This is a genomic window from Xylophilus ampelinus, assembly GCF_003217575.1.
Taxonomy (GTDB): Bacteria; Pseudomonadota; Gammaproteobacteria; order Burkholderiales; family Burkholderiaceae_C; genus Xylophilus; species Xylophilus ampelinus.
The window spans coordinates 92096-104565 of sequence record NZ_QJTC01000006.1 but is presented as its reverse complement, the minus strand read 5'-3'; the positions used below and the strand labels follow the sequence as shown (position 1 = coordinate 104565).

The 12470-nt window shown below is 71.0% G+C and carries 10 protein-coding genes; 4 read left to right on the top strand and 6 right to left on the bottom strand.

Annotation, left to right across the window (positions count from 1 at the left end):
• Nucleotides 1-25: 25 nt before the first annotated feature.
• From DFQ15_RS06080 to DFQ15_RS06055, 6 genes are all read right to left on the bottom strand, one after another.
• Complete coding sequence (locus DFQ15_RS06080; RefSeq protein WP_110465114.1) at nt 26-1216, bottom strand: multidrug effflux MFS transporter; 1191 nt, start codon at nt 1214-1216, stop codon at nt 26-28.
• A gap of 82 nt (nt 1217-1298) precedes the next feature.
• Nucleotides 1299-2252, bottom strand: coding sequence for an NAD(P)H-dependent flavin oxidoreductase (locus DFQ15_RS06075; RefSeq protein ID WP_110465113.1), 954 nt, complete (start codon nt 2250-2252; stop codon nt 1299-1301).
• A gap of 81 nt (nt 2253-2333) precedes the next feature.
• Complete coding sequence (locus DFQ15_RS06070) at nt 2334-4154, bottom strand: acyl-CoA dehydrogenase (protein WP_110465112.1); 1821 nt, start codon at nt 4152-4154, stop codon at nt 2334-2336.
• 111 nt (nt 4155-4265) lie between these two features.
• On the bottom strand, nt 4266-5210 hold the full coding sequence (locus tag DFQ15_RS06065; protein WP_110465111.1) for an electron transfer flavoprotein subunit alpha/FixB family protein: 945 nt from the start codon (nt 5208-5210) through the stop codon (nt 4266-4268).
• Nucleotides 5211-5227: 17 nt separating this feature from the next.
• On the bottom strand, nt 5228-5977 hold the full coding sequence (locus DFQ15_RS06060) for an electron transfer flavoprotein subunit beta/FixA family protein (protein ID WP_110465110.1): 750 nt from the start codon (nt 5975-5977) through the stop codon (nt 5228-5230).
• Between the two features lie 253 nt (nt 5978-6230).
• Nucleotides 6231-7184 carry a histone deacetylase family protein gene (locus DFQ15_RS06055; protein WP_110465109.1) on the bottom strand — a complete coding sequence of 318 codons (954 nt, stop codon included), beginning with the start codon at nt 7182-7184 and terminating at the stop codon, nt 6231-6233.
• Nucleotides 7185-7231: 47 nt separating this feature from the next.
• Between DFQ15_RS06055 and DFQ15_RS06050 the strand changes: the two genes are divergently transcribed.
• From DFQ15_RS06050 to mltB, 4 genes are all read left to right on the top strand, one after another.
• Nucleotides 7232-8152, top strand: coding sequence for an AAA family ATPase (locus DFQ15_RS06050; RefSeq protein ID WP_110465108.1), 921 nt, complete (start codon nt 7232-7234; stop codon nt 8150-8152).
• 7 nt (nt 8153-8159) lie between these two features.
• Entirely contained in the window at nt 8160-9128 is a 969-nt protein-coding gene (locus tag DFQ15_RS06045) for a DUF58 domain-containing protein (RefSeq protein WP_110465107.1), read from the top strand.
• Nucleotides 9122-11227 (top strand): transglutaminase family protein, encoded by a 2106-nt coding sequence (locus DFQ15_RS06040; RefSeq protein ID WP_110465106.1) that lies wholly within the window; start codon nt 9122-9124, stop codon nt 11225-11227. Before DFQ15_RS06045 ends, DFQ15_RS06040 begins: the two co-directional genes overlap by 7 nt.
• A 245-nt stretch (nt 11228-11472) precedes the next feature.
• Complete coding sequence (mltB, locus tag DFQ15_RS06035; protein WP_110465161.1) at nt 11473-12408, top strand: lytic murein transglycosylase B; 936 nt, start codon at nt 11473-11475, stop codon at nt 12406-12408.
• Nucleotides 12409-12470 lie beyond the last annotated feature (62 nt).

Below are 12470 nucleotides of genomic sequence, written 5' to 3'. Positions count from 1 at the left end.
CCGCGCCTGCGCCATTCGGCGCGGCCTATCGGTCCGCGGCGGTCCTCGACAAAGTGCACCGTGCCACCACCGCCGCCAGCACGGCACAGGCAGCGATACCTGCCAGCATCGGCCGCGCCGTACCGTCCACGAACAGCCCCACCACCGCGATCACCACCGCGCCGGTCGCGAACTGCAGGGTGCCCATCAGCGCCGAGGCGGTGCCGGCGATGCTGCCGTGGGCGTCCAGCGCCAGCACCGCGGTGGTGGGCACCACCAGGCCCAGGAACCCGTAGCCGACGAAAAGCAGCGCGGCCATCACCAACAGGTGGTCGACACCCGCCAAGTGCACCGCCAAGCCCGCCAGCATCGTGGCCGCATAGCCGGCCACGGCGAATCGCACCACCGGTACCAGGCCGAAGCGGGCCGTCAGCCGGCCGGTGAACTGCGACGCGCCGATGAACGACACCGCGTTCACCGAGAAGGCGATGCTGTACATCCGCGGGCTCAGGCCGTAGTGCTCGATCAGCACGAAGGACGAGTTGGCCAGGTATGCGAAGAAGCCCGAGATGCCGAAGGCGCCGATGAACACCAGCCCCAGGAAGTGCGTATCGCGCAGCAGCAGGCCGTATGCGGCCAGGGCGCTGCCGACGCTGCTCTCCACCCGCTGGGCGGGCGGCCGGGTCTCGGGCAGGCCGGTGGCGATCAGCGCCAGGCCGGCGATGGCCGCGGCGGTCACCGCCCAGAACACCGCGCGCCAGCCGGCCGCCTCGATCAGCAGGCTGCCGGTGAGCGGCGCCAGGATCGGCGAGACGCTGAAGACCAGCATCAGCAGCGACATCAGCCGTGCCGCGTCGGGGCCGGTGTGCAGGTCGCGCACCACGGCGCGGGGCACCACCATGCCGGCGCAGGCGCCCAGGCCCTGCAGGAAGCGAAAGCCGATCAGCGTGTGCACGTCGGTGGCCAGCGCGCAACCGACGCTGCCGGCGCCGAACAGCATCAGGCCCACCACCAGCGGCGCGCGGCGGCCGACCATGTCGGAAACCGGCCCGTAGACGATCTGACCCAGGCCGAGCGAGATGAAGAACGCCATCAGGCTCATCTGCACCGCGCCGGCGTCGGCCCCCAGCGCCTGGCCGATGGAGGGCAGTGCCGGCAGGTACATGTCGATCGCGAACGGGCCGATGGCCGAGAGCAGGCCGAGCACGAGCGCGGTGCGAAAAACGGATGAAGTCATGGGAAACGGATCTGACGGGATAAGAGGATGCCGGCGTGCGGGACGCCGCGCGGCGCAAACGGGTGACGAGCTGCGTGGGCGACTAGCCCAGCAACCGGCCGCGGGCGGCCTGGTACTCGCTGCGCAGCCGCGCGACCAGCTCGGCGGCGGGCACTACCTTGTCGACCGCGCCGATGCCCTGGCCGCAGCCCCAGATGTCCTTCCAGGCCTTCTTCGCATCGCCGCCGAAGTTCATCTTGCTCGGGTCGCTCTGCGGCAGGTTGGCGGGGTCGAGGCCGGCGGCCACGATCGAGGGCGCCAGGTAGTTGCCGTGCACGCCGGTGAAGAGGTTGCTGTAGACCACGTCGTCCGAGTCGCCGTCGACGATCGCCTGCTTGTAGGCGTCGCTGGCGCGCGCCTCGTCGGTCGCGATGAAGGCCGAGCCGATGTAGGCGAAGTCGGCGCCCATCGCCTGGGCCGCCAACACCGCGCCGCCGGTGGCGATGGCGCCGCTGAGCGCCACCGGGCCGTCGAACCACTGGCGGATCTCCTGGACCAGGGCGAACGGGCTCTTCACCCCCGCGTGGCCGCCGGCGCCGGCCGCCACCGCGATCAGGCCGTCGGCGCCCTTCTCGATCGCCTTGTGGGCGAAGGCGTTGTTGATGACGTCGTGCATCACCACGCCGCCGTAGGCGTGGATCGCCTCGTTCACGTCGGTACGAGCGCCCAAAGAGGTGATGACCAGCGGCACCTTGTACCTGGCGACCAGTTCCATGTCGTGGTCGAGCCGGTCGTTGCTCTTATGCACGATCTGGTTGATCGCGAACGGCGCGGCGGGCCGGTGGGGATGGGCGCGGTCCCAGGCGGCGAGGCCCTCGGTGATCTCGGCCAGCCAGTCGTCGAGCTGCGCCGCCGGGCGGGCGTTGAGGGCGGGCATCGCGCCGACCACGCCCGCGGTGCACTGGGCGATCACCAGCTGCGGATTGCTGATGATGAACAGCGGCGAGGCGATGACGGGCAGCGTCAGGCGGTCGAGGGGCGCGGGAATGTGGGGCATGGGTCTCTTTTATGGATAAAAAAGGGCTGCAGCCGGCATGCGGCACCGACCACCAGCTATGTTTTTTATAGCATCTGCCGATCAGAATGCATCGAGCGGCATCGCCAACACGCTGGCCGCGCCGTCGACGATGCTGTCGCGCAGGCCCGGCGCGCGGGTGAGGATGTGGCCGGCGTAGAAACGCGCGGTGGCGATCTTCGCCCGCACGAAGGCGGTGTTCTCGTCCCGGGCGAGACCGTCCTCGGCCACCAACAGCGCGCGCGCCAGCTGCCAGCCGGCGACCAGGTTGCCGGCCAGCATCAGGTAGGGCACCGAGCCGGCGAAGACCTCGTTGGGCGTGGCGCGGGCGTTGTCGACCACGAAGCCGACTACGTCCAGGTAGGCCAGGCGCGCCGCGTGCAGGTGGCGCAGCACCTCGGCCGCGGCGTCGCTGGCGCGGGCGGCCAGCGCGGCCTCGGTCTGCTCGATCCGGGCCGCGATGGCGCGGGCGGTGCGGCCTCCGTCGCGCGCCGTCTTGCGGCCGACCAGGTCGTTGGCCTGGATCGCGGTGGTGCCTTCGTAGATGGTGAGGATCCTGGCGTCGCGGTAGTACTGCGCGGCGCCGGTTTCCTCGATGAAGCCCATGCCGCCGTGCACCTGCACGCCGAGGGAGGTGACCTCCAGGCTCATCTCGGTCGAGAAGCCCTTGACCAGCGGCACCAGGAATTCGTAGAAGGCCTGGTGCTGCGCGCGGCTGTCGGCGTCGGTGCCGTGGTGGGCGGCGTCGTGGGCGGCGGCGGCGGCGGTCGCCATCGCGCGGCAGCCTTCGGTGAAGGCGCGCATCGTCATCAGCATGCGGCGCACGTCGGGGTGGTGGACGATGGTCGCGCTGTGCGGCAGCGAGCCGTCGACCGTACGCCCCTGCACCCGGTCCCGGGCATAGGCCGCCGCCTTCTGGTAGGCCCGCTCGGCCACCGCCACGCCCTGCACGCCGACGGCGAAGCGGGCCGCGTTCATCATGATGAACATGTACTCCAGGCCACGGTTCTCCTCGCCGACCAGGTAGCCCACGGCACCGGGCCCGGCGCTGTCCGCAATGCTCGCCGCGAGGCCGTCGCCGAACTGCAGCACCGCGGTGGGGCTGGCCCTGATGCCCATCTTGTGCTCGATGCTGATGCACCGCACGTCGTTGCGGGCGCCCAGGCTGCCGTCTGCCTCGACCAGGAACTTGGGGCAGACGAACAGGCTGATGCCCTTGACGCCCTCCGGCGCGCCGGCCACCCGGGCCAGCACCAGATGGACGATGTTCTCGGACATGTCGTGCTCGCCCCAGGTGATGTAGATCTTGGTGCCCGAGACCTTGTAGCTGCCGTCGTCCTGCGGCTGCGCCTTGGTGCGCACCAGCGACAGGTCGCTGCCGGCCTGCGGCTCGGTCAGGTTCATCGTGCCGGTCCATCGGCCGCCGACCAGCTTCTCCAGGTAGACCGACTTGAGCTGCTCGCTGCCGGCGGTCAGCAGCGCCTCGATCGCGCCGTCGGAGAGCAGCGGGCACAGCGCGAAGCTCAGGTTGGCCGAGTTGAGCATTTCGACGCAGGCCGCGCCGATGGCCTTGGGCAAGCCCTGCCCGCCGACGTCGGCCGGGTGCTGCAAGCCCTGCCAACCGCCCTCGGCGTACTGCCTGAACGCCTCCTTGAAGCCGGGCGTGGCGATGACCGCGCCGTTCTTCCAGAACGACGGGTCGGTGTCGCCGACACGGTTGAGCGGCGCGACCACGTCGTGGTTGAAGCGGCCGCATTCCTCGAGCACCGCGCGTGCGGTGTCGAGGCCCGCATCCTCGAAGCCCGGCAGCGCGGCGATCTGCTCGATCTGCGCCAGGTGCTCGAGGTTGAACAGCATGTCTTGGAGGGGTGCCTGGTAGCTCACGGGCTTGTCCTGGTTGCGCCCGTGCGACCGGCGGCCGCTCGGGGCATTGTCATGGCGGAGGGCCGGCGGGTGGAAAACGGCGTCTAGGAACGCCGTTCGGAGCGTAGAGCGTCAGAGCGCGGCGACCAGTTCCGGCACCGCCACGAAAAGGTCGGCCTCCAGGCCGTAGTCGGCCACCGAGAAGATCGGCGCCTCGGCATCCTTGTTGATCGCGACGATCACCTTGGAGTCCTTCATGCCGGCCAGGTGCTGGATCGCGCCCGAGATGCCGGCGGCGATGTAGAGCTGCGGCGCCACGATCTTGCCGGTCTGGCCCACCTGCCAGTCGTTGGGCGCGTAGCCCGCATCGACCGCGGCGCGGCTCGCGCCCAGGCCGGCGTTGAGCTTGTCGGCCAGCGGCGTCAGCACCTCGTCGAACTTCTCGGCGCTGCCGAGTGCCCGGCCACCCGAGACGATGATCTTGGCGGCGGTGAGATCCGGACGGTCGCTCTTGGTGACTTCGCGGCCGACGAAGCTGCTTTTGCCGCTGTCGGCCACGGCCTCGGCCTTCTCGACCGTCGCGCTGCCGCCTTCGGCCGCCGCCGGGTCGAAGCCGGTGGTGCGCACGGTGATGACCTTGGTCTTGTCGGCGCTCTGCACGGTGGCGATGGCGTTGCCGGCGTAGATCGGGCGCTCGAAGGTGTCGGGGCTGTCGACCTTGGTGATGTCGCTGATCTGCGCGGCGTCGAGCCTGGCGGCCACGCGCGGCGCGACGTTCTTGCCCGCGGCGGTGGCCGGGAACAGGATGTGGCCGTAGCTGCCGGCCCCGTTTCCCGCCAGGGCCAGCACCTGCGCCGCGACGTTCTCGGCCAGGCCTTCGGCCAGGCTCGGGCCGTCGGCCAGAATGACCTTGGTCACGCCCGCGATCCTGGCGGCGGCGTCGGCCGCGGCCTGGGCGCCGGCGCCGGCCACCAGCAGGTGCACGTCGGCGTCGCAGGCGATGGCGGCGGTCACGGTGTTGAGGGTGGAGGGCTTGATCGACTGGTTGTCGTGTTCCGCGATGACGAGTGCGCTCATGTTGTTTTCTCTCTTCCTCAAATCACTTTGGCTTCGGTCTTGAGCTTGTTCACCAGCGTGGCGACGTCGGGCACCTTGATGCCGGCGCCGCGCTTCGGTGGCTCGGAAACCTTGAGGGTCTTCAGGCGGGGCGTCACGTCTACGCCCAGGTCCTCGGGCCTGACGACGTCGAGCTGCTTCTTCTTGGCCTTCATGATGTTGGGCAAGGTGACGTAGCGGGGCTCGTTGAGGCGCAGGTCGGTGGTGACGATCGCGGGCAGGGTCAGCGCGATGGTTTCCAGACCGCCGTCGACTTCGCGGGTGACCGTGACCTTGTCCGCGGTCGCTTCGACCTTGCTGGCGAAGGTGGCCTGCGGCAGGTCGGCGAGCGCGGCCAGCATCTGGCCGGTCTGGTTGCTGTCGTCGTCGATTGCCTGCTTGCCGAGGATGACCAGCTGAGGCTGCTCCTTGTCGACCAGTGCCTTCAGCAGCTTGGCGACGGCCAGGGGCTGCAGCTCGGCGGTGGTCTCGACCAGGATGCCGCGGTCGGCGCCGATGGCCATCGCGGTGCGCAGGGTTTCCTGGCATTTGGTGTCACCGCAGCTGACCGCGACGATCTCGGTGACGATGCCCTTTTCCTTCAGGCGCACCGCTTCCTCTACCGCGATCTCGTCGAAGGGGTTCATGCTCATCTTGACGTTGGCGATGTCCACGCCGCTGCCGTCGGATTTCACACGGACTTTCACGTTGTAGTCGACTACCCGCTTGACGGGGACCAAAACCTTCATTGCTGCGGCTCCTGTGAGGATGGTGGGAATCGGGGATATGCGATCGATTCTATGCACATCCGCGTTTCGTTAAGCGTCCACTTAACCAAACACGGACGATCGACCTGCGCCCATCGGGGGCGACCGGCGCCGGGGCATACAAAAGCACGGTCGTTCTTTTTTCATTATAGAGAGGCCGCGGCAGGGCATGTACCCTCATGTTTCCACCCCTGCGCGCGGCACGCCGGCATGCGCCGACGCCGGGCTTCCCGCCTCAGATGTCGGCCAGGACCCGGATGTGCTGCTCGACGCTGCGTGCCAGCGCGTCTAGGTGGTAGCCGCCCTCCAGGCACGAGACGATGCGACCCCGCGCGTAGCGCCGGGCGATGTCCTTGACCCGGCCGGTGATCCAGGCGAAATCCTGGTCGGTCAGGCCGAGCTGGCCAAGGTCGTCCTCGCGGTGGGCGTCGAAGCCGGCGCTGACGAACACCATCTCGGGCTCGAACGCTTCGAGCCGCGGGATCCACATCATCTCGATCAGTTCGCGCACATCCATGCCGCGGGTATAGGCCGGCACCGGCAGGTTGAGCATATTGGGGGCCGGGTGGTCGGTACCGGAAAACGGATAGAGCGGATGCTGGAAGATGCCGACCATCAGCACCCGGTCGTCGCCGGCGAAGATGTTCTCGGTGCCGTTGCCGTGGTGCACGTCGAAGTCGACGATCGCGACGCGCCCGAGGTGGTGCACCTCCAGCGCATGCCGCGCCGCCACCGCCACGTTGTTGAAGAAGCAGAAGCCCATCGCCCTGGCGGCCTCCGCATGGTGGCCCGGCGGGCGCACCGCGCAGAAGGCGTTTTCCAGTTCGCCCGACAGCACCGCGTCGGTGGCGGCCACCGCGGCACCGGCCGCGCGCAGGGCGGCATCGACGGTGTGGAGGTTGAGGCGGGTGTCGGGATCGATCGCGGTATGCTCGGGGCCGCCGGCGGCGACGTCCTCGGCCAGGCGGTCGGTCATGCCGCGCAGCCGGTCGAGGTGCGCCACCGGGTGGGCGCGGACGATCTGGGACTGGCTGGCCAGCGGCGCCTCGCGGCGCTCCAGCGCATCGGCCACGCCGGTCAGCAGCAGGCGGTCCTCGATCGCATCGAGCCGGGCCGCGCACTCGGGGTGCCCGGCGCCCATGTCGTGCTTCCAGCAGTCCTTATGGGTGAAGTAGCCTGTTTTATTCACGTCTCTTCGGACTGGCGTCCTCTTTTTTCAGCTAACGTCGGTGCCCTATGCAGACACAGCGGAAACTCCAGGCCCTGCTGGGCCAGCTTAACACGGTGATCGTGGGCAAGACCGACCAGGTCCGCGACTGCGTGGCATGCCTCATGGCCGGGGGCCATCTGCTGATCGAGGACGTTCCGGGCGTCGGTAAGACCACGCTGGCGCATGCGCTCTCGCGCACCTTCGGCCTGCAATTCTCGCGGGTCCAGTTCACCGCCGACCTGATGCCCGGCGACCTGGTGGGCGTGTCGGTCTACGAGCGCGGCCGGGAAGGCTTCGTATTCCACCCCGGCCCGGTCTTCGCCCAGGTGCTGCTGGCCGACGAGATCAACCGCGCCAGCCCCAAGACGCAGAGCGCATTGCTCGAAGCGATGGAAGAAAAGCAGGTCACGGTGGAGGGCGAGACGCGGATGCTGCCGCAGCCCTTCTTCGTGATCGCCACCCAGAATCCGCACGACCAGCTCGGCACCTTCGCGCTGCCCGAATCGCAGCTCGACCGGTTCCTGATGCGCATCTCGCTCGGCTACCCCGACCGCGCCGCCGAGCGGGTGCTGCTGGCCGGCGAAGACCGGCGCGAGATGCTCGACCACCTGCGGCCCTTGCTCTCCACCGAGGAGCTGGTCGCGATCCAGCAGGAGGTGCTGGCGGTGCATGCGTCGGAGCCGCTGCTCGACTACCTGCAGTCGCTGCTGGCCGCCACCCGCTCGGGCCGCTGGTTCCTGCAGGGGCTTTCGCCGCGCGCCGGGCTGGCGGTGCTGCGCGCCGCCAAGGCCCAGGCCCTGCTGGCCGGCCGCGACTACGTGGCGCCCGACGACCTGCAGGCCATCCTACCGCAGTGCGTGGCGCACCGGCTGGTGCCGGTGGGCAATGCCGGCCGGGGATCGGTCGAGCAGGTGCGGGCGATGGTCGAGGCGGTGGCGCTCAGCTAGTACGGCCATGACCAAGCAGCCCCGCACCGGCCGCGTCAACGCCTGGTTCCTGGCGCGGCTGCCGCGGCAGGACACGCAGGTGCTGACGCAGCGCAACGTCTACATCCTGCCCTCGCGCGCCGGCCTGGCGCTGGCGGCCACGCTGCTGGTGCTGCTGGTGGCGTCGATCAATTTCGAACTGAACCTGGGCTACCTGCTCACCTTCCTGCTGGCCGGCGCCGCCTTGGTCGGCATGCACCTGGGCCACGGCACCCTGCGCGGCCTGACGCTGCACCTGGTGCCGCCCGAGCCCGCCTTCGCCGGCAGCGCCGCCACGCTGGAAGTGCAGTTGGCCAGCGAGCGCGCCACCCCACGGCATGCGGTGTCCCTCGCGGTGCAGGGCAGCGACGCCCGCGCCTGGACCGACGTGCCGGCCGGCGGCCAGGCCACGGTGCGCATCGCCTTCGAGGCGCCCGCGCGCGGCATCCACCCGGTGCCGCCGGTGACGGCCGAGACGCGCTTCCCGATCGGCAGCTTCCGGGTCTGGGCGCTCTGGCGGCCGGCGTCCGAGGTGCTGGTCTACCCGGCGCCCGAACTGCCGCCGCCGCCGCTGCCCACCGGCGAGCCGCGCGCCGGCACAGCCGCGCTGCAGATGCATGCCCACGGGCCGGGCGAGATCGACGGGGTGCGCGCCTACCAGCGCGGCGACCCGGTGCGGCTGGTGGTGTGGAAGAAAGCGGCCCGCGCCATCGCCGCGGGCACCGACGACCTGGTGAGCCGCGACACCCACCAGTCGCAGCAGCAGGACCTCTGGCTCGACCATGCGCAAGCCGGCACGACCGACATGGAGACCCGGCTCTCGCGCCTGTGCTCCTGGGTGCAGCAGGCCGAGCGGCTGGGTGTGCCCTACGGCCTGCGGCTGCCGGGCCTGCAGATCGCGCCGGCGCACGGCGCGGCCCACCAACGGCGCTGCCTGGAGGCCCTGGCCCGATGCTGAACCCGTTCGCCCGGCCGCTGGCCGCCGCGGCCGCCCTGCCGCGCGACAGCCGCGACACGCTGTTCCTGCTGGCGGTGCTCGCCTGGGTGCTGCTGCCGCAGGTGGCCTACCTGCCGCTGTGGGCCAGCGCGGTGGCGGCGCTGGCGCTGCTGTGGCGCGCCCGGCTGGCCTGGCGGGCCGATCCGCTGCCGGGCCGCTGGTGGCTGCTGGGGCTGGTGGCGGTCTGCACAGGCGCCACCCTGCTGACACACAAGACCATCCTCGGCCGCGAGGCCGGCGTGACGCTGGTCATCATGCTGCTGGCCTTGAAGACGCTGGAGCTGCGCGCCCGGCGCGACGCGATGGTGATCTTCTTCCTGGGCTTCTTCGCGATGCTCACCAACTTCTTCGTTTCGCAGTCGCTGCCGGTGGCCTTCGCGATGGTGGTGGCGCTGTGGGGCCTGCTGAGCGCGCTGGTGCAGGCCCACATGCCGGTCGGCCGGCCGCCGCTGGCCGCAGCGGCCCGCACCTCGGCACGGATGATGCTGCTGGGTGCGCCGATCATGCTGGTGCTGTTCTTGTTTTTCCCGCGGGTGGCGCCGCTCTGGGGCGTGCCGGACGACCAGACCCGCGGGCGCAGCGGCCTGGCGCAGGACATGGAGATCGGCAATATCACCAGCCTGGCGCTCGACGACGGCGTGGCGATGCGGATCCGGTTCGACACGCCGGGCAACACGCCGCCGCCGCAGCAGGACCTGTACTTCCGCGGACCGGTGCTCTCCACCTTCGACGGCCGGCGCTGGCGCCCGCTCTCCGCCCGGGGCGCGAACGGCGAGTACGCGCCGCGCTGGCAGCAGCCCGGCCCGCTGCAGGTGAGCGGCACGCCGGTGCGCTACGAGGCCACGCTGGAGCCCAGCCGCCGCACCTGGCTGCTGACGCTGGACGCGGCGCCGGAGAAGCCCGAGGGCGTCGAGGCCTACCGCAGCGCTGACCTGCAATGGACCGCGCTGCGTCCGGTCAACCAGCTGCTGCGCTACAAGGCCGAGAGCTTCACCGATTTCCGCCACGGTCCCGAGCGGCGCATGCCGGCGATGCGCTACTTCACCGAGCTGCCCGAGGGCTTCGACCCGCGCACCCGCGCCCTGGCCGCCGAGCTGCTGGCGCAGGCGAAGGCCGATCCGCAGTCGGCAGCGGGCGGCGACCCCACCGCGGCCCTGGTGGCGGCCGCGATGCGCCGGCTGCGCACCGGCGGCTACACCTATACGCTGGAGCCGGGCATCTACGGCCGGGAGACGGCCGACGAGTTCTGGTTCGACCGCAAGGCCGGCTTCTGCGAGCACATCGCCTCGGCCTTCGTGGTGCTGATGCGGGCCGCCGACGTGCCGGCCCGCATCGTCACCGGCTACCAGGGCGGCGACCTGAACGCGGTCGACGGCTACTGGACGGTGCGCCAGAGCGACGCCCACGCCTGGGCCGAGATCTGGCAGGCCGGCCGCGGATGGATGCGGGTCGATCCCACCTCGGCCGTCTCGCCCGACCGGATCGGCCAGCTGGTCCGGCTGCCCGCGCCGCAGGGCGCGTTCGCCGGAGCCTTCGGCGCGGTGATCGGCGAAGGCATGGTGCAGCAGCTGCGCGCCGGCTGGGAGGCGGTGAACAACCGCTGGAACCAGTGGGTGCTGAACTACACGCAGGAGCGCCAGTTCGACCTGCTCAAACGGCTGGGCTTCGGCGCGCCGGATTGGCAGGACCTGGCCCGCATCCTGGCCGGCCTGGTGGCTGTGACCAGCATCGCCGGCGCCGTCTGGGCGACGGTGGCCCGGCGCTCGCACGACCCGTGGCTGCTGCTGCTGGCCCGCGCCCGGCGCCGGCTGGAGCGGCTGGGCCTGGCGCTGCCGCCGCAGATGCCGCCGCGCGCGATGGCGGCCGAAGTGCAGCGCGCCTTCGGCAGCGACGGCGCGGCGGTGCAGACCTGGCTGCTGCGGCTCGAATCGATGCGCTACGGCCGTGCCGATCCGGCGTCGCAGCGCGGCGCGCTGGCCGCCCTGCGTCGCGAATTCGGCGCGCTGGCCTGGCCCGCCGTCCGCGCGGGCACCGCCGCCCTTTCCTCCTCCGGCGCCTGACCGCGCCGCCCCCCTCCTGCTCGACCCGACCCGTGCCCCTTACTCCCCGCTCCCTGCCGGACGACCGCCGCCCCGCGCTGCGCCGCATCGCCGCCGCCACCCTCGCCACCGGCCTGGCCGGCATCGCGGCGGGCATCGGCCTTCCCGGCGACGCGAGGGCGCAGGCCGCAGCCCATTCCAAGCCCGCGCGCCGGCCGGCCGCCCCGCCGCCGCCGCCGGTCTTCTACGCCGACCAGGCCGAGGCGATGCAGTTCGCCGACGACCTGGCCGCCCGCCGCGACCTCGACCGCGACCGCGAATGGGTGCGCCAAGCGATCGGCCAGGCACAGTTCCTGCCCACCGTACCGCGCCTGATGATGCCGGCGCCGCGCGGCACCACCAAGAACTGGCGGGTCTACCGCAGCCGCTTCGTCGACCCGGTCCGAATCCGGGCCGGCGTGCGCTTCTGGCAGGAGCACCGCGACGCGCTGGCCCGGGCCGAGCGCACCTACGGCGTGCCGGCCGAGATCATCGTCGGCATCATCGGGGTGGAGACGGTCTACGGCCAGCAGGTAGGCACCTTCCGGGTGATGGACGCGCTCTCGACCCTGTCCTTCGACTTCCCCGCCGCCCATCCGCGCGCGGCCGAGCGCATCGCCTTCTTCCGCGGCGAGCTGGAGCAGTTCCTGAGTCTGTCCAACCGCGGCAATTTCGACCCGTTCGCCCTGCGCGGCAGCTATGCCGGCGCGATGGGCCTGCCGCAGTTCATGCCCTCGAGCTGGAGCAAGTACGCGGTCGATTTCGACGGCGACGGTCGCATCGACCTGTTCGGCAGCCCGGCCGACGCGATCGGCTCGGTCGGCAGCTACTTCAAGGCCTTCGGCTGGAAAACCGGCATGCCGACGCACTACCCGGTCGCCTTCGACGCCGAACGGCTCGACAAGGACGCGCTGCTCGCGCCCGACATCCTGCCCACCTTCAGCCCCGCCGCCTTCGCCGCCAAGGGCGCGGTGCTCGACGGCGCGGCGCGCGAGCACGCCGGCCCGCTGGCGCTGGTCGAGCTGCAGAACGGCGCCGACATGCCGACCTACATCGCCGGCACCGAGAACTTCTACGTGATCACCCGCTACAACTGGTCGAGCCACTACGCGCTGTCGGTGATCGAGCTGGGTGCGGCGGTGTCGGAAGCGCTCGGGCGCTGAAACCGGCGCGCCGGCCGGCGCGTAAGGGCCTGGCGCACCCGGCTGAACTTCGCCGCCGGGCG

Excerpts from the sequence above, each read along its gene's own strand:
- DFQ15_RS06080 (WP_110465114.1), bottom strand. The coding sequence starts at position 1,216 with ATGACTTCATCCGTTTTTCGCACCGCGCTCGTGCTCGGCCTGCTCTCG.
- DFQ15_RS06075 (WP_110465113.1), bottom strand. The coding sequence starts at position 2,252 with ATGCCCCACATTCCCGCGCCCCTCGACCGCCTGACGCTGCCCGTCATC.
- DFQ15_RS06065 (WP_110465111.1), bottom strand. The coding sequence starts at position 5,210 with ATGAGCGCACTCGTCATCGCGGAACACGACAACCAGTCGATCAAGCCC.
- DFQ15_RS06060 (WP_110465110.1), bottom strand. The coding sequence starts at position 5,977 with ATGAAGGTTTTGGTCCCCGTCAAGCGGGTAGTCGACTACAACGTGAAA.
- DFQ15_RS06050 (WP_110465108.1), top strand. The coding sequence starts at position 7,232 with ATGCAGACACAGCGGAAACTCCAGGCCCTGCTGGGCCAGCTTAACACG.
- DFQ15_RS06045 (WP_110465107.1), top strand. The coding sequence starts at position 8,160 with ATGACCAAGCAGCCCCGCACCGGCCGCGTCAACGCCTGGTTCCTGGCG.
- DFQ15_RS06040 (WP_110465106.1), top strand. The coding sequence starts at position 9,122 with ATGCTGAACCCGTTCGCCCGGCCGCTGGCCGCCGCGGCCGCCCTGCCG.
- mltB (WP_110465161.1), top strand. The coding sequence starts at position 11,473 with ATGCAGTTCGCCGACGACCTGGCCGCCCGCCGCGACCTCGACCGCGAC.